The 16,477-nt window shown below is 76.0% G+C and carries 15 protein-coding genes; 6 read left to right on the top strand and 9 right to left on the bottom strand.

Going from position 1 to position 16,477, the window contains the following annotated elements; genetic code table 11:
- Window positions 1–169 precede the first annotated feature (169 nt).
- From C5N14_RS04660 to C5N14_RS04640, 5 genes are read left to right on the top strand one after another with little or no spacing between them, the layout of a single operon-like run.
- Complete coding sequence (locus C5N14_RS04660; RefSeq protein ID WP_117665833.1) at window positions 170–1,021, top strand: hypothetical protein; 852 nt, start codon at window positions 170–172, stop codon at window positions 1,019–1,021.
- The gene (locus C5N14_RS04655) at window positions 1,018–1,617 is read left to right on the top strand and encodes a DUF4129 domain-containing protein (protein WP_243639167.1); all 600 of its coding nucleotides are present in this window, start codon (window positions 1,018–1,020) and stop codon (window positions 1,615–1,617) included. Before C5N14_RS04660 ends, C5N14_RS04655 begins: the two co-directional genes overlap by 4 nt.
- The gene (locus tag C5N14_RS04650; protein WP_243639165.1) at window positions 1,614–3,122 is read left to right on the top strand and encodes a DUF4350 domain-containing protein; all 1,509 of its coding nucleotides are present in this window, start codon (window positions 1,614–1,616) and stop codon (window positions 3,120–3,122) included. The genes C5N14_RS04655 and C5N14_RS04650 overlap by 4 nt, the downstream gene beginning before the upstream one ends.
- Window positions 3,119–4,111 carry a MoxR family ATPase gene (locus C5N14_RS04645; protein ID WP_117665831.1) on the top strand — a complete coding sequence of 331 codons (993 nt, stop codon included), beginning with the start codon at window positions 3,119–3,121 and terminating at the stop codon, window positions 4,109–4,111. Before C5N14_RS04650 ends, C5N14_RS04645 begins: the two co-directional genes overlap by 4 nt.
- Complete coding sequence (locus C5N14_RS04640) at window positions 4,108–5,418, top strand: DUF58 domain-containing protein (protein ID WP_117665829.1); 1,311 nt, start codon at window positions 4,108–4,110, stop codon at window positions 5,416–5,418. The genes C5N14_RS04645 and C5N14_RS04640 overlap by 4 nt, the downstream gene beginning before the upstream one ends.
- Here the strand turns inward: C5N14_RS04640 and C5N14_RS04635 are convergent.
- Window positions 5,396–6,406 (bottom strand): stage II sporulation protein M, encoded by a 1,011-nt coding sequence (locus tag C5N14_RS04635; RefSeq protein WP_117665827.1) that lies wholly within the window; start codon window positions 6,404–6,406, stop codon window positions 5,396–5,398. The genes C5N14_RS04640 and C5N14_RS04635 overlap by 23 nt on opposite strands.
- A 41-nt stretch (window positions 6,407–6,447) precedes the next feature.
- On the opposite strand from C5N14_RS04635, the gene C5N14_RS04630 reads away from it, so the two are divergent.
- Window positions 6,448–7,398, top strand: coding sequence for an RDD family protein (locus C5N14_RS04630; protein ID WP_243639162.1), 951 nt, complete (start codon window positions 6,448–6,450; stop codon window positions 7,396–7,398).
- An 87-nt stretch (window positions 7,399–7,485) separates the two neighbouring features.
- Here C5N14_RS04630 and efeB read toward each other — a convergent pair whose 3' ends face one another.
- From efeB to C5N14_RS04590, 8 genes are all read right to left on the bottom strand, one after another.
- Window positions 7,486–8,766, bottom strand: a complete 1,281-nt coding sequence (gene efeB / locus C5N14_RS04625; protein WP_117665822.1) for an iron uptake transporter deferrochelatase/peroxidase subunit — start codon at window positions 8,764–8,766, stop codon at window positions 7,486–7,488.
- A gap of 45 nt (window positions 8,767–8,811) precedes the next feature.
- Entirely contained in the window at window positions 8,812–9,945 is a 1,134-nt protein-coding gene (gene efeO, locus C5N14_RS04620; protein ID WP_117665820.1) for an iron uptake system protein EfeO, read from the bottom strand.
- A gap of 20 nt (window positions 9,946–9,965) precedes the next feature.
- The gene (gene efeU, locus C5N14_RS04615) at window positions 9,966–10,910 is read right to left on the bottom strand and encodes an iron uptake transporter permease EfeU (protein ID WP_243639160.1); all 945 of its coding nucleotides are present in this window, start codon (window positions 10,908–10,910) and stop codon (window positions 9,966–9,968) included.
- Between the two features lie 180 nt (window positions 10,911–11,090).
- Window positions 11,091–12,590, bottom strand: a complete 1,500-nt coding sequence (gene ahcY, locus C5N14_RS04610; RefSeq protein WP_117665818.1) for an adenosylhomocysteinase — start codon at window positions 12,588–12,590, stop codon at window positions 11,091–11,093.
- A 279-nt stretch (window positions 12,591–12,869) separates the two neighbouring features.
- Window positions 12,870–14,033 (bottom strand): mannose-6-phosphate isomerase, class I, encoded by a 1,164-nt coding sequence (manA, locus tag C5N14_RS04605; protein WP_117665816.1) that lies wholly within the window; start codon window positions 14,031–14,033, stop codon window positions 12,870–12,872.
- 2 nt (window positions 14,034–14,035) lie between these two features.
- The gene (locus tag C5N14_RS04600) at window positions 14,036–15,064 is read right to left on the bottom strand and encodes a cation diffusion facilitator family transporter (protein ID WP_117665814.1); all 1,029 of its coding nucleotides are present in this window, start codon (window positions 15,062–15,064) and stop codon (window positions 14,036–14,038) included.
- Between the two features lie 25 nt (window positions 15,065–15,089).
- Window positions 15,090–16,286 carry an SIS domain-containing protein gene (locus tag C5N14_RS04595; RefSeq protein WP_117665812.1) on the bottom strand — a complete coding sequence of 399 codons (1,197 nt, stop codon included), beginning with the start codon at window positions 16,284–16,286 and terminating at the stop codon, window positions 15,090–15,092.
- The gene (locus C5N14_RS04590; protein WP_117665810.1) at window positions 16,283–16,468 is read right to left on the bottom strand and encodes a Trm112 family protein; all 186 of its coding nucleotides are present in this window, start codon (window positions 16,466–16,468) and stop codon (window positions 16,283–16,285) included. Before C5N14_RS04590 ends, C5N14_RS04595 begins: the two co-directional genes overlap by 4 nt.
- Window positions 16,469–16,477 lie beyond the last annotated feature (9 nt).

Genomic DNA, 16,477 nt, shown 5'->3' with positions numbered 1-16,477 from the left:
GGACCGGCGTCACCTTGACAGCGGCGGCGGGTCGCCGGGATCGGCGTCACCCGGCACGGTACTGCCGGTTGGCCGTCCACCGCACGTCCAGCGCGCGGGCTCGTGTCACCATGACCGGTGCCGGTGCCGCCGAGCCCCGGCCATCGCCAGCCGTCCCCGGGGAGTACACGTGCCAGACGTCGGCCCGACCGCCGTGCTCCCGCGCCGGCCGCTGACCGTCGGGGAGCTGCTCGACTCCGCCGTCCTGCTGCTGCGCCGGCACGCCCGGGTGCTGATCCCGGCCGCGCTCGTCCTCGCCGCCGCCGAGCAGTTCCTGCTGCACCCGCTGCGGGTCGCCGCCGGGGCCCGGCCACCCGGCTTCGCGTTCCAGCTCGGACACCTCGTCCCGTCCTGGGGGCTGCTGGCGGTGGGAGCGGCCACCGAGGCGGTGATCGTCCTGCTGCTCGGCAACCCGGCCGCCCGGGCCGCCGGGGCGGCGCTGCTGGGCCGTACCGCCGGCCCTGGCGAGCTGCTCCGGCCCGCCGGCGCCCGACCGTGGGCGACCGCGCTGCTGGCCGCCGGGGTCGGCGCGGTCGTGCTCGTGGCGGCCCTGCTCGGGCCGGGCTGGGTGGTCGCCTGGGCGCTGCTGGGTTCGGTCGCGTCGGCGCTGGTCGTGGACCGGGTCGCCGCCGCCCGGGCACCGCTGCGCGCGGCCGTCCTCGCGCTGCGCGCCGGCTGCCGGGCCGCCGCCGTCCGCCTCCTCGGCTACCTGGCCTGGTGGATCGTCCGGGTCGGGCTGGGCCTGGGCGTCTTCTACGGGCTACGCGAGCTGGGCCTCGTGGACCTCACCGACCCGGCCTGGGCGGTGCCGGTGTCCGGCGCGATCTGGGCCGGCGTGAACGGCGTCGCCTACCCGGCGCTGGCCTGCCTCGACGCGGTCCTGCACCTGGAGGGCCGGATCCGCACCGAGGGGCTGGACATCCGGCTCTCCCGGGCCCCGGCGGGCCACGGCGAGCCGGCGCTGCTGGCGGCCGACCGGTGAGCCTGAGCCGGTGGTGGACCGAGACCACGGCCGCGCTGGGCGACCACCTGCCGCTGCCGCTGGCCGCGCTGCTCCTGCTGCTGACCGCCGGGCTGGCCGCGCTCGGCTGGTACCACCACCCGGCCTGGGTGCCCCACCGGCTGCCCCGACTCCGGCTCCGGCTGCCCCGGCGCCGCCGGTCCCGGCCACCCCGGGTCCGCCGGCGCCGGGGCACCGGCCCGGCCACCGCCGGAGCGCCGGTGCCCGCACCGGACGCCGCCCCGGCGGACGCCGGTCCGCTGGCCGACCGGCTGGCGGCGCAGGGCCGCTACGCCGAGGCGGTCCGGGAGCGGCTACGCGGCATGCTCGGCGAACTGGTGGCCCGGCGGGTGGTGGAGCAGCGCCCGGGGATGACGGTCGCGGAGCTGACCGCAGCCGCCACGGCGCGCCGGCCCCCGGTCGGCCCGCCGCTCGCCGCCGCGGCCGGGATCTTCTCCGACCTCTGGTACGCCCAGCGCCCGGCCGCCGCCGAGCACGACCACCGGATGCGGGAGTTGGCCGCGGACCTGCACCTTGTCCTGACGGCTCCGGCCCCGCAGGGCGGTGAGCGGGCATGACCGCCGCGCCGTACCACACCGGGCCCGCCGACGCGGCGCCCGCCCCACCGGCATCCGCCGCCGCACCGCGCCGCTGGCACCGGCTGGCGATCCCGCTGGGACTGGCCGCGCTGCTGATCACGATCACCGTGCTCACCCATGCCGTGGACCAGCCCGACCCCACCGAGCCGGGCTTCCTCTCCCCGGTCGCCACCGACGCGGACGGCGGCAGCCGGCTCGCCGCCGCGCTGCGCGACCGGGGCGTCGTCGTGCAGCGGGAGACCGACCCGCTGCGGGCGGTGCTGGCCACCGCCGGGCGGGCGACGCTCTTCGTGCCCGCGCCGGGGCTGCTGCATCCGGACACCCTCGGCGCGCTGCGCGACCTGCCCGGCCGGATCCGGCTCGTGCTGGTCGACCCGCCCCGGCAGGTGCTGGAGGCCACCGGCCTGCCCCTGGTCCCCGCCGGCCGGCGGTGGGCCACCCGGGCGGTCGGCCCCGACGCCGACGGGCGGCCCTGCGCGCTGCCCGAGGTGGCCCGCGCCGGGGTCGCCGCCGCCGAGCGGCAGCGCTACGCCGTCCCGCCCGACCGGTCCGGGGCGACCGTGGACCGCTGCTACGCCGCCGGGCTGGCCCGGGTGCCCTGGGCGACCGAGACCGTGGTGATCGGGGCCAGCGACCCGTTCCGCAACGACCGGATCGGCGAACGGGGCAACCGGGAGCTGGCCACCGGCCTGCTCGGCACGACCGGCCGGGTGGTCTGGCTCGACCTGGACGGCCCCGCCCCGCCGCCACCGGACCCCGGCGGCACCGACGGGCCGAGCCGGCCGGCCAATCCCGAGGGCCCCGGCGGCGGGACCGGCGACGACGAACCGGGCACGCCCGGCGAGGACCGGGGCGACGAGGGCGCCGCCGCCGACGGCCCGTCCCCGCCCAACCCGCTCTGGGCGGCCTTCCCCGCCTGGTTCTGGGCCCTGCTGGCACAGCTCGCCCTGGCCGCGCTGCTGCTGGTGCTCTGGCGGGCCCGCCGGCTCGGCCCCCCGGTGTCCGAGCCGCTGCCGGTGGCCGTCCGCTCGGCCGAGACGGTGCTCGGCCGGGCCCGGCTCTACCAACGGGCCCGCGCCCGGGGCCCGGCCGCCGACACGCTGCGCGCCGCCGCACTGGCCCGGCTGCTGCCCCGGCTCAACCTGCCCGCCGACCCGCCCGCCGACGCGGTGGCCGCCGCCGTCGCCGCGCGGGCCGGCGGCACCGCCGCACAGGTCCACGACCTGCTGTACGGCGACGAGCCGAGCAGCGACCGCGAGCTGCTGGACCTGGCCCGCTCGCTGGACCGGCTGACCCGAACCGTCGCGGGAACGCCCGACCCGGCCCCGGCGGACGCCGGACCGCACAGGCACCCGCCGGCGCACGCCGGTGGACGCCCACCGGGCCCGGCCGACGCCGGCCCACCGGCCGACCCGCCCGGCCCCGACCGGCCGGCGGCCGTCCCCCGACCCCGCCCCGCCCCGCCGAAGGAGGACCCCCGGTGACCCGACCCGCCGGAACCACCGAGCCGCCGACCGCCGGCCCGGACGACGCCCGCGCCGCCCTGCACCGGCTGCGCGCCGAGGTGGCCAAGGCCGTCGTCGGGCAGGACGGGGTGGTCACCGGCCTGGTGCTCGCCCTGCTCTGCCGGGGGCACGTGCTGCTGGAGGGGGTGCCGGGGGTGGCCAAGACGCTGCTGGTCCGGACCGTCGCCGCCGCCCTCGACCTGACCAGCAAGCGGGTGCAGTTCACCCCGGACCTGATGCCCGGCGACGTCACCGGGTCGCTGATCTTCGACCCGCGCACCGCCGCGTTCACCTTCCGCGAGGGCCCGGTCTTCACCAACCTGCTGCTCGCCGACGAGATCAACCGGACCCCGCCGAAGACCCAGTCCGCCCTGCTGGAGGTGATGGAGGAGCGGCAGGTCTCGGTGGAGGGCGAGCGGCGGGCGCTGCCCGACCCGTTCATCGTGGCCGCCACCCAGAACCCCGTCGAGCACGAGGGCACCTACCCGCTGCCGGAGGCGCAGCTCGACCGGTTCCTGCTCAAGCTCACCGTGCCGCTGCCCAGCCGGGACGAGGAGTTGGGGGTGCTCCGCGCCCACCACGCCGGGTTCGACCCGCGCGACCTGGCCGCCGCCGGCGTACGTCCGGTGGCCACCGCCGACGACCTGGCCGCCGCCCGGGCGGCGGTCGGCCGGGTGCACGTGGCCGACCCGGTGCTCGGCTACGTCGTGGACCTGTGCCGGGGCACCCGGGCTGTGCCGGCGCTGGAGCTGGGCGCCTCCCCCCGGGGCGCGACCGCCCTGCTCGGCACCGCGAAGGCGTGGGCCTGGCTGGCCGGTCGGGACCACGTCACGCCCGACGACGTGAAGGCCGTCGCCCGCCCCACCCTGCGGCACCGGCTGCGGCTGCGCCCGGAGGTGGAGTTGGAGGGGGTCGGGGTGGACGCGGTGCTGGACACGGTGCTGGCCACCGTGCCGACGCCCCGATGACCTGGCGGGCGGCGGCGCTGCTGGCGGCGGGCGCGGTCACCCTGCCGCTGTGGCCGGCGCCGTTCGTCGGGGTGGCGCTGATGACCGTGGCCGTGCTGGCGCTGGCCGCCGTCGACTGGGCGCTGGCCGCGCCGCCGGCCGGGGTCGCGGCCGACCGGGGCGGGGACCGACGGGTCCGGCTCGGCGGCACCGCGACCGTCACCCTGCGGCTGGCCAACGCCTCGGCCCGTACGCTGCGCGCCCGGGTCCGGGACGAGTGGGTGCCGTCGGCCGGAGCGCGGCCGGACGTGCCGCCGGGGCGGGTGGTCCGGGTGGCCCCGGGGACGAGCGTCGACCTGCCGACCCGGCTCACCCCGTCGCGGCGCGGGGACCGGCCGGCGGTCGCGCTGACCGTCCGCTCGTACGGGCCGCTGCGGCTGGCGTTCCGGCAGCGCGCCGGGCACCCCGCCACCCCGGCGTGGACGCTGCGGGTGCTGCCCCGCTTCGACTCCCGCCGGCACCTGCCGGAGAAGCTGGCCCGGCTCCGGGTGATCGACGGCACCCAGGTGACCCGGGGCCGGGGCGAGGGCACCGAGTTCGACGCGCTGCGCGAGTACGTCGTCGGCGACGACGTCCGCTCGATCGACTGGCGGGCCAGCGCCCGCCGCTCCGACGTGCTGGTGCGCACCTGGCGCCCGGAGCGGGACCGGCGGCTGGTCTGCGTCCTCGACACCGGGCGGACCTCGGCGGCGCGGATCGGCGACGAGCCCCGGCTGGACACCTTCCTCGACGCCGCGCTGCTGCTCACCGCGCTGGCCGCTCGCGCCGGCGACCGGGTGGACCTGATCGCGGCCGACGCCGTGGTCCGGGCCGCGGTGACCGGCGCGGGCCGGCCGGCGCTGCTGGCCCGGCTGGTGGACGCGGTCGCCCCGCTCCAGCCGGCGCTGGTGGAGACCGACTTCGCGCTGATCGCCGGCGAGGTGCTGCGCCGGGAGCGGAGGCGCAGCCTGGTGGTGCTGTTCACCGCGCTGGAGGCCGGGGCGCTGGGCGAGGGGCTGCTGCCGGTGCTGCCCCGGCTGGCCGCCCGGCACCGGGTGATCGTCGCCGCGACCCACGACCCCGTGCTCACGGCGCTCACCGCCGCCGTGCCGGGCCGGCCCGCCGACGCGTACGCCGCCGCGGCGGCCTGGCGCGCCCTGGCCGAACGGGACCGCCTGCGCGCCGTCCTGAGCCGGCACGGCGTCACGGTGCTGGACGCCCCGGCGGACCGGCTGGCCCCCGCGGTGGCCGACGCCTACCTCCGCCTCAAGTCCCTCGGCCGGCTCTGAGCCCGGGGGCGTCGACCGTGGACCCGGCGGTACCCGGCCGGACCCGGCTCCCGCCGGCCGCGCGCCGGCCGAGCAGGACGACGTACGCCAGGAAGGCGAGCCAGACCGTCGCGCCGGCGCCGACGCGGAGCGCGGCCGGCAGCGGGGCGGGGGTGACGAACGCCTCCAGGCCGGCGGAGACCGCGAACACGCCGACCAGGCCCAGTGCGACCAGGACGGCGGAACGGCCGGCCTCGGCCACCGCCCGGCCCCGAGTCAGCCGGGGCGGCGGCGCGATCCACGCCCACGCGGTGCGCAGGCCGACCCCGGCGGCCACGAAGACCCCGGTGAGCTCCAGCAGACCGTGCGGGGTGATCAGGCCGAAGAACACGTCGGCCCGGCCGTAGGAGACCATCACCCCACCGACCACCCCGAGGTTGAGCGCGTTCTGCCAGAGCAGCCAGAGCACCGGCACGACCAGCACCCCGGCGGCGAGGCACTGGGCGGCCAGCCAGGCGTTGTGCGTCCACAGGTGGAAGGCGAAGGTCGGCGCGGAGAACTCGGTGTAGTAGCCGGCGAACCCGGAACGGACCAACTCGGCGGCGGCCTCCTCGCCGACGAACGCGGCGGCGGTGTCCGGGTGCCCGGCGACGTACCAGATGAGGAAGCCGCTGAGCAGGCTGAAGGCGGTCGCCACCGCGCACCACCACGGCCAGGCCCGGTAGACCGCCCCGGGGAAGCCGACCAGCAGGAACCGCCCGACGGCGGCCCACGACGGACGGGGCCGGCCGGTGATCCGGCCCCGGGCCCGCAGGACGAGCTGGGACAGCTCGGCGACGAGCCCCGGTTCGGGCGAGCGGCTGCGCAGCACCGACAGGTGGGTGGCGGCCCGCTGGTAGAGCGCCACCAGTTCGTCGGCCTCGGCGGCGGAGAGCCGCCGCCGGCCGGACAGCTCCGCCAGCCGCCGCCACTCGCCCCGGTGCTCGCCCACGTACGCGTCGAGATCCACAGGCCCTCCCCCGTCCGGCGACCATAGTGTTCACTGTGCTGGTGAGCGCGCAACCACCGGCACCGGTCGCCGCCGGCCCAGCGGTCGCCGGCCCAGCGGTCACCGGCCCGTCCGGCGCCGACGCCGACCTGGTCAGCGGCGAGGCCGTAGCGCTGGACGTCCGGGCCGCCCGGATCGGCTCCCGGGTGCTGGCGCTGCTGCTCGACCTGGTGGCGCAGGCCGGGATCGCGGTGTTCCTGGTGGTCTGCCTGTCGGCGGCGGTCGCCGCGCTTCCCGCCGGGCTCGCGGACGCCGCGCTGAGCGGCGCGTTGCAGACCGTCGGGGCGGTCCTGGTGCTGGTCGGCTACCCGACGCTGTGGGAGCGGTTCGCCGGCGGCCGTACGCCCGGCAAGCTGGTCGTCGGGCTGCGGGTGGTCCGGGCCGACGGCGGGCCGGTGGGGCTGCGGCAGTCGCTGACCCGGGCGCTGGTCGGGGTGGCCGTGGAGTGGCCCGGCCTGGTGCTGCCCCTGCTGAGCTGGGTGGCGAGCGTGGCGGTGATGCTCACCGACCGACGCGGCCGGCGGCTCGGCGACCTGGTGGCCGGCACGATGGTGGTGCACACCCGAGTCGCCGCAGCCTGGCGGCCCGCCCCGTTGCTGGCCCCGGCGCTGGCCGGCTGGGCGTACGCGCTGGACCTCACCCGGCTCGACGACGACCTCGCGCTGGCCGTCCGGCAGTACGTCACCCGGGAGCACCGGTTCGCCGAGCCGGCCCGGTCCCGGCTGGCCGGGGCGCTCTGGACGGAGGTGGCCGCCGTGACGACCCCGCCGCCGCCGGCCGGCGTACCGGTGGGGATGTGCCTGGCCACGGTGCTGGCCGAGCGGCACCGCCGGGCGACCCACCGGCTGCACCGGGCCCGGGCCCGCGCCGCGACACTGTGGCCGGAGCTGGCCCCGGCACCGGCCGGGGGTGGGCTGCGCGCGGCCGTCCCGGTCACCGGGCCCGGCGACTGACCCGCCGGTACGCGGCCCGCGCGGTCCGGTGGGCCCGACGCCGCGCCGACGCCGGCCGGTCGCCGTCGCCGGTGCCGGCCGGGCGGCTCAGCCGAAGAGCGTGCGGCCCCAGTGGTCGCCGCCGTCGCGTACCCCGGGCGGGCAGGCGAAGATGCCGCTGGAGACGTGCCGCAGGTACTCGTTCATCGCGTCGTTGCGGGCCAACCGGGTCTGGATCGGCACGAACTGCCTGCGCGGGTCCCGCTGGTAGGCGATGAAGAACAGCCCGGCGTCGAGCCGGCCCAGTCCGTCCGAGCCGTCCACGAAGTTGTAGCCCCGGCGCAGCAGGCGCGCGCCGTCGTGCTGGCTCGGGTGGGCGAGCCGGACGTGCGCGGTCTCGGCGATCAGCGGCTGGCCGTCGTCGCCCTTCGCGGCGAGGTCGGGCTCGTCGAACTCGTCGCCCCTGCCCAGCGGCGCGCCGCTGCCCTTGGTGCGGCCGACGATCTGCTCCTGCTCGACCAGGGAGCTGCGGTCCCAGGTCTCGACCAGCATCCGGATCTTGCGGGTGACCAGGTACGACCCGCCGGTCATCCAGTCCGGCCCGTCGCCCGGCTGGGCCCAGAGCTGCTCGCGCAGCAGCCCGGCGTCCTCGGCCTTGAGGTTGGCGGTGCCGTCCTTGAAGCCGAACAGGTTGCGCGGGGTGGCCTGCCCCCGGGAGGTCGACGAGGTGCGCCCGAAGCCGAGCTGCGACCACCGGACGCTCACCACGCCCATCCCGATCCGGGCCAGGTTCCGGATGGCGTGCACCGCCACCTGGGGGTCGTTGGCGCAGGCCTGGACGCAGAGGTCCCCGCCGGACAGCTCCGGCCGGAGCGCGTCGCCGGCGAAGTGCGGCAGGTCGGCCAGCGCGGCGGGCCGCCGGTCGGCGATGCCGAACCGGTCCCGGCCCTGGGCGTCGCGGAACAGCGTCGGGCCGAAGCCGATGGTGAGGGTGAGCTGCGACGGGGGCAGCCCGAGGGCCTCGCCGGTGTCGTCCGGCGGGGCCTCGGGGACGCCGCCGACCGCGCCGATCACCCCGGCGTCCTTCCCGGTGGTCATCCGGGCGGCGGCGGCCGTCCACTCCTGGAGCAGCGCGACGAGCCGGTCCCGGTCCTTGGTGACGACGTCGAACGCGACGAAGTGCAGCCGGTCCTGGGCCGGGGTGGTGATGCCCGCCTGGTGCTCGCCGTGGAACGGCACCGCGCCGGCCGCCGCGCCCTGGTCGGCGGCGGCCTGCTCGCCCCCGCCCCGGACCAACGCGCCGGCCCCGGCGGCGACGCCGGCCACCCCGGCGACCCCGGCGCCGGCGATCGTGATCGCCCGCCGCCGGGACACCCGGTTCCCGCTCATGCCGTCACCCTCCCGTGCTCTCGCTGCGCCCACCCGGGCGGTCGGTCATCGGGCGACGACCGCGGCGACCTTGCTGATCGGCTCGGCCAGCGCGTTGATGCTGTCCGACAGTTCCTTCAGCTCGGCCTTGCCCAGCGCGGTGTGCAGCTTCCAGCCGTCGCCGTCGCGGTGCTTGCCGAGCGCCGCCTCCACGTTGGCGAACTCCTTGTCGAGCTGGGCGACCAGCTCCGGGGAGCGCTGCTCCAGGGCCGGGCGGAGCGCCGCGATCGCGGCCTTCGAGCCCTCCAGGTTGGCGTTGAAGTCCCAGAGGTCGGTGTGCGAGTAGCGCTCCTCCTCGCCGGTGATCTTGCCGCTGGCGACCTCGTCGAGCAGCGCCTTCGCGCCGTTGGCGAGCTGGAGCGGGGTGAGCTTCTCGGCGTTGGCCTTGGCCACGATCGCCTTGACGTCGGTGAGGAGCTGGTCCGCGATCGGGCCGTCCTTACTGATGTCGCCGGTGGTCCACAGGTCCTTCTCGATGCGGTGGAAGCCGGTGAACTCCATGCCCTCCTCGACGACCTCCTCGCGGCCGTCGATCTTCGGGTCGAGGTCGCCGAAGCTCTCGGCGACCGGCTCGATCCGCTCCCAGTAGGTGCGGGCCACCGGGTACAGCGCCTTGGCCTTCGCCACGTCGCCGGCCTTGACCGCGGCCACGAACTCCTCGGTCTTGGTCAGCAGGGCGGCGGTCTGGCTGTTGACGTACCGCTGGTAGCTCGCGGTGGCCTCGGCCAGCGCGGCGTCGGGGGCGACGGTCGCGGCCGTGCCGCTGACCTTCAGCGCTCCCCGGATGCCCTTGCCGATCATCCCGGGCTTGCAGGCCGTCTCGTACGTCCCGGCGGGCAGCTCGACGCGCAGCTCGCGGCTCAGCCCGGGGGCGATGTTCTCCACCTCGCCCATCACCCGGTCCCCGGCCGCGTAGACGTAGAACTCGGTGACCTTGGCGCCGGAGTTGGTCACCTTGAAGGAGGTCTGGCCAGCGGGCAGCTCGGTCCGGCCGACCTCACAGGCGGTGTCGGTCGCCTTGACGGCGATCGGGCCCCCGTCGCCGGCCTCGGCGTCCTTCTCCGTGCCGCCACAGGCGGCGACGCCGGTGGTGGCCAGCACTCCGGCCGCGGCGAGCGCCATGAAGCGGGTGATACGCATCGGGGGTTCTCCTCGTGAGGTCAGGCGCGCGGCGACGCGGTCGCCGGCCCGGTTCCGCTGGTGGTGGAAGAGCCGGTGCCGGTGTGGACCGCCGGGCCGGGGGACGCGGCCGGCTCGGTGTGCGCGGGCCGCTCGGCGGCGTTCGTGGCGGTTCGGGCCGGGGCGGCGGGGCGGCGCAGGAAGAGCAGCAGCACCGGCAGGGCGTACGCGACCCAGGCGGCCGTCTCCAGCACGCTCGGCGCGGGGGTGATGTTGAACATCCCGGCGAGCAGGGCCGCGTACCAGGTGGTCGGGTCGAGGACCGAGGTGATGTCGAAGGCCAGGTCGTTCAGGCCGGGCAGCACGCCGGCCTCCTGGAAGTCGTGCACGCCGTACTTGAGGATGCCGGCGGCGACCAGGATCAGCAGGGCGCCGGTCCAGGTGAAGAACGTGGACAGGTTGATCTTCAGAGCGCTGAAGTAGAGGCCCACGCCGATGGCCACCGCGCTGGCGATGCCGCCGATCAGGGCCAGCAGCGGCCCGCTGTCCCCGGCCGCGCCCTGGGCGGCGGAGTAGAAGATGAGGGCGGTCTCCAGGCCCTCCCGGATCACCGCGAGGAAGGCCATCCCGGCCACCGCGACGGAGCCGACCGCGAGCGCCTCGCTCAACCGGCCGCGCAGCTCGCCGGCGATCGTCCGGGCGGCCCGGCGCATCCAGAAGATCATCCAGGTGACGAAGACGACGGCCGCGACCGAGGTGACCGCCTCGAACAACTCCCGGTCCTCGGAGCGGGCCAGCAGCGAGGTCGAGGTGTACTCGATCAGCCAGCCGAAGAGCACCGAGAGGGCCACCGCGAGGCCGACGCCCGCCCACACCTGGGGGAGCCGGTCCCGACGCTGCGACTTCACGAGGAAGGCGACCAGGATGCTGACCACCAGGGTCGCTTCCAGGCCCTCCCGCAGGCCGATCAGGTAGGTGGCGAACATCAGGGCTCCGTGATCGTCAGGTATGCCTCAGCTAACTTAGGGCAGCCATACCTTCCTCCTGTTCCGTGACCTCGTCAAGTCGTTCATGGCGACATCACCCGTCCGCGGCGCGGTCGCCCGCGGGCCCGGTACGCGAAGGGACCGGGCCCGCCGCGGCGGGCCCGGTCCCTGTCGTGCGGATCAGTAGCGGTAGTGCTCCGGCTTGAACGGGCCCTCCGGCGAGACGCCCAGGTAGGCGGCCTGCTCCTTGGTCAGCGTGCTCAGCTTCGCGCCGAGCGCGGCCAGGTGCAGCCGGGCGACCTTCTCGTCCAGGTGCTTGGGCAGCACGTAGACGCCGACCGGGTACTCCTCGGTCTTGGTGAACAGCTCGATCTGGGCGATCGTCTGGTTGGCGAACGAGTTCGACATCACAAAGCTCGGGTGCCCGGTGGCGTTGCCCAGGTTCAGCAGCCGGCCCTCGGAGAGCACGATGATCGCGTGCCCGTCGGCGAACTTCCACAGGTCGACCTGCGGCTTGATGTTCACCCGCTCGACGTCGGAGCGCTTGGCCAGGCCGGCCATGTCGATCTCGTTGTCGAAGTGGCCGATGTTGCCGACGATGGCCTGGTGCTTCATCCGGGCCATGTGCTCGTTGGTGATGACGTCGAAGCAGCCGGTGGCGGTGATGAAGATGTCCGCCTGCCCGACCACGTCGTCCAGGGTGGAGACCTGGTAGCCGTCCATCGCCGCCTGGAGGGCGCAGATCGGGTCGACCTCGGTCACCACGACCCGGGCGCCCTGGCCGCGCAGCGACTCGGCGCAGCCCTTGCCCACGTCGCCGTAGCCGAGCACGACGGCCATCTTGCCGCCGATCAGCACGTCGGTGGCCCGGTTGATGCCGTCGATCAGCGAGTGGCGGCAGCCGTACTTGTTGTCGAACTTGCTCTTGGTCACCGAGTCGTTGACGTTGATGGCCGGGAAGAGCAGGGTGCCGGCGCGGTGCATCTCGTAGAGCCGGTGCACGCCGGTGGTGGTCTCCTCGGTCACGCCCTTGATGCCGGCGGCGATCCGGGTCCAGCGCTGGCCGTCCTCGGCGAGGCTGCGGTGCAGCGTCTTCAGGATGACCGCGTACTCCTCGGAGTCGGCGGACTCGACCGGCGGGACGACGCCGGACCTCTCGAACTCGACGCCCTTGTGCACGAGCAGGGTCGCGTCACCGCCGTCGTCGAGGATCATGTTGGGGCCCTGGCCGTCCGGCCAGGCCAGCACCTGCTCGGTGCACCACCAGTACTCCTCCAGGCTCTCGCCCTTCCAGGCGTAGACCGGGACGCCGGCCGGAGCCTCGGGGGTGCCGTCCGGGCCGACGACGATCGCGGCGGCGGCGTGGTCCTGGGTGGAGAAGATGTTGCACGACGCCCAGCGGACCTGCGCGCCGAGCGCCACCAGGGTCTCGATCAACACGGCGGTCTGGATGGTCATGTGCAGCGAGCCGGTGATCCGCGCCCCGGCAAGGGGCTGCGCCTGCGCGAACTCGCGGCGGATCGCCATCAGGCCCGGCATCTCGTGCTCGGCGAGCTGGATCTCCTTGCGTCCGAACTCGGCGAGCGACAGATCCGCCACCTTGTAGTCGCCCTCGGCGAGGGTGCTCGGCCGGACCTCGGACGGCGTGCCGCTGGGGGCCGCCGGGAGGGTGCTGGTCATGGAAGCTCCTGTCGAACGAACGAAGTGCTGCGCGACCCTCCACCTTACGCGCGGTGGCGGACAGCGCACGGGGCGGTCGGTCGTGAACGGACTCTCCGCCCACTGTCCGGCCGCCCCGCGCATCCCCCCGGTTTGGTTCCCCGCGCGCTCTCGGACCTTCGTCGCGATAACGCTGCGTACCCATAGAGTCACACTGCGCCAGACTCGCGTCAAGCTATTCCGGGAATTTCGGATATGTGTCGGATGGCCGAGGCGACCCGCCCCGGAACGGGCGACGGATCAGTCGAGCCCGGCGGTGGCCACGTACGCCTCGCCCTCGCCGTCGAGGACGAGCGGACCGGCGTCGGCCGGGCCGATCGCGGCCTGCCCCGGCGCGAGGACGACGCCGCCCCGGCCGTCGTCGACCAACAGCTTCCCGGCCCGGCAGAGCACCACCCGGGGGCCCGGCACCGCGAGCCGGACCGGCGGGGTGTCGGCGTCCAGCCGCACCCGGTGCAGCGCGAAGTCGTCGACGGGCACCGGCCAGCGGACCACCCCGGCCGACACCGGCTCCGGGGCCACCACCGGGTCGTCGAGCACCTCGAAGCGGAGCACCCGCAGCAGCTCGTCGACGTCCACCCGCTTCGGGGTCAGCCCGCCGCGCAGCACGTTGTCGCTGGCCGCCATGATCTCCACGCCGGTGCCTCGCAGGTAGGCGTGCAGGTTGCCGGCCGGCATCCAGATCGCCTCCCCGGGGGCGAGCCAGACGTGGTGGAGCAGCAGCGCCACCAGCACGCCGGGATCGGCCGGGTAGTCGGCGGCCAGCGCCCGGGCCAACTCCGCGTCCGGCCCGGCGGCCTGCGCCGCCAGCACGTCCGACACCAGGGCGGCCCGCCGCGCCGCCGGCCAGCTCAGCAGCAGCCGGACGGCCTCCCGCAGCCCCGCCGGGCCGCCACGCAGCGCCGCCACCACCGGCTCCAGCGCCGGTACGCCGAACGCGGCCAGCGCCGCGGCCGACTCCGCCGGGTCGCGGAACCCGCAGAGCGCCTCGAACGGCGAGAGCGCGACCAGCAACTCCGGCTTGTGGTGCGGGTCGGCGTAGTTGCGCTCGCCCGCCGGGCGCGCCGCGTCAGCCGCGTACCCGGCGCGGGCCTGCTCCGGGTCCGGATGGGCCTGCAGGCTCAGCGGACCGTCCGCGGCGAGCACCTTGAGCAGGAACGGCAGCCGGGGGCCGAACCGCTCGACCACCCGGTCGCCGAGCCAGCGCCCCGGCTCGGCGGCCAGCAGGTCGACCAGGCTCGCCGCCGCGCCGTCGCGCCGCACCGTGGCCGGTGCGCCCGGGTGGGCGCCCAGCCACAGCTCGGCCTCCGGCCCGGCGCTGGGCACCGGGCGGCCCTGCAACTCGGCGATCGCTGAGCGGGAACCCCAGGCGTAGTCCCGAATCGACCCGTACAACGGCTCCATGCTCAGCTCCCAGCGCGGGACTCGCCGGCTGCGGGCTCCGCCGCGTACGGTACGGGGGCGGGCCCCTGGTCCGGAACGGCCGTCGGCGCCGCGGCGCCGGTGCCCGCCCGCTCGGCGGCGGCCGACCAGATGTCCGGCTCCAGATAGATCACCCGGGCGATCGGGACGGCCCCGCGGATCCGCGCCTCGACGGCGTTGATCCCCCGGGCCAGGTCCTCGGCGCTCTCGCACGCCGGGACCGCGATCTTCGCGGCCACCAGCAGCTCCTCCGGGCCCAGGTACAGCGTCTTCATGTGGATGATCCGCTCGACCTCGGGGCCGCCGGTGACGGCCTGCTCGATCGCGGCCAGGTCCTTCGGCTCGGCGCCCTCGCCGAGCAGCAGGCTCTTGGTCTCGATCGCCAGGACGATCGCGATGGCCACCAGCAGAATGCCGATCATGGCGGTGCCGGCCGCGTCCCACCTGCCGTCGCCGGTGATCAGGGTCATCCCCACGCCGAACAGCGCGAACACCAGACCGACCAGCGCGCCGAGATCCTCCAGCAGCACCACCGGCAGCTCCGGGGCCTTGGCCCGGCGGATGAAGTGCACCCAGGACTGGCTGCCCCGGATGTGGTTGGACTCCTTGATCGCGGTCCGGAAGGAGAAGCTCTCCATCACGATGGCCGAGACCAGCACGACGACCGGCACCCAGTGCCAGCTCTTGATCGGGTGCGGGTCGGCCGCCTTGTGCCACGCCTCGTACAACGCGAACAGACCGCCGACGCTGAACAGCACGATCGACACGATGAACGCGTAGATGTAGCGCTCCCGGCCGTACCCGAAGGGGTGCTCGGGGGTGGCGGCGCGCTTGGCCCGCCGGCCGCCGAGCAGCAGCAGGCCCTGGTTGCCGGAGTCGGCCACCGAGTGGATCGACTCGGCCAGCATCGACGAGGAGTTGGTCAACAGGAACGCGATGAACTTCGTGATCGCGATGCCGACGTTGGCCAGCAGGGCCGCGACGATCGCCTTGGTACCGCCGTTGGCGCTCATCTCTCCGCCTCGATGCCGCACGTACTCACTGGTTCGCCAGCTCCTTCATTTCTGTGATGGCCGGAACCGCCATCGGGTCCAGTCCGTGTGCCAGGGCCAGGTAGACGGAGGCGAAGTCCGGCACCGCCACCAGCGAGGCGAGCCGCTCCAGCGCGGAGCCGCCCTCGGCGGTCACCACGTCGCAGCGCACCCCACGCCGCTCGGCGAGGGTCTGCACGGCGTCGGCCCGGCGCTCCTCGACCGCCAACGGCTCGTCGGTGTCGTCCTCGGCGTTGAGGCCGCCGTCGCGCAGCAGCACCAGCCGCAGCCGGGTGCCCTCGACCTCGGCCTCCTCCCGGTCGGCGAAGATGTCCCGCTCCCCCTCGGCGAGGCCGCCGAACACGCCGTCGAGCAGACCGACCCGGCCCCGGCCGGCCTCGCCGAGCGCCCCGCTGACCACGGGGTAGCGGGCGTTGGCCGACAGGGTGTCGCCGAACCGGCGGGCCGCCACGGTGGCCAGCGGCGACGAGCCCCAGACGATGGGGATCGACCCGGCCAGGCCGAGGGCCAGCGACTTCGCGGGGTTGACGAACGACTCGGCCGTGGGACGGCACCGGTCGGCGTCCGCGTCGAGCCGCGCCGCCGTCTCGGCCAGATCCGCCTCGTTGACCTTCACGAGCCCGAGCGTACGGGCGGCGAGCAGGACCGGCACGGTGAGCGCCCAGAGGCTGGCCCGGGCCGGGGCGCGGCGGGGCACCGGGATGAACGGCGCGCGGGCCCGCTCGGCCACCGACTGCAACCGCGAGTCGGGGGCGCCGACGGCGACCAGCCGGGCGCCCCGGCGGTGCGCGGCCTCGGCGGCGCCGAGCGCCTCGGGGCTGCGGCCGGAGGCGCTGACCGCGATCACCACGTCGGCGGCGCCCACCCAACCGGGCACGCCGGCGCTGCGGTGCGGGATGACCGGGACCGGGCAGCGCGGCCCGGCGACCGTGGCCAGCACGTCCCCGGTGCGCCCGGCCGTGCCGATGCCGGCGATGACGACCGCCCGGGGGCGTCCGTCGTCGGCGAGCGCGGTCAGGTTCGCCTCGGCCGCCAGGGCGGCGGACTCCCGGACCTGCGCCCCGGCGGAGGCGGTGAACCGGAGCATGCCGCCCGGGTCGTGCTCGGCGAGGCCGTCCGCGTCGTCCAGCAGGGACTCGTCGGCGTCGCGTCGGCCGCTGACTCCGGCCGTTCCCTCCATCACGGCTGCTGCGCGGGTCCGCCGCGCGCCTCGTCGAGCAGCAGCACCGGCACGTCGTCGCGCACCTCGAAGATCCGGCCGCACTCGGTGCAGGTCAGCGTCTGCGCTCCGGCGTCGTAGTCGAGCGGGGCGTGGTGTGTGTCCGGACAGGCGAGAATCTCGAGCAACTGCGGGTCCAGGGCCACGGTGCGGCT

The sequence above is a fragment of the Micromonospora sp. MW-13 genome (assembly GCF_003434305.1).
In the GTDB taxonomy this organism is placed as follows: domain Bacteria; phylum Actinomycetota; class Actinomycetes; order Mycobacteriales; family Micromonosporaceae; genus Micromonospora.
This window is presented reverse-complemented; position numbering and strand designations above follow the sequence as displayed.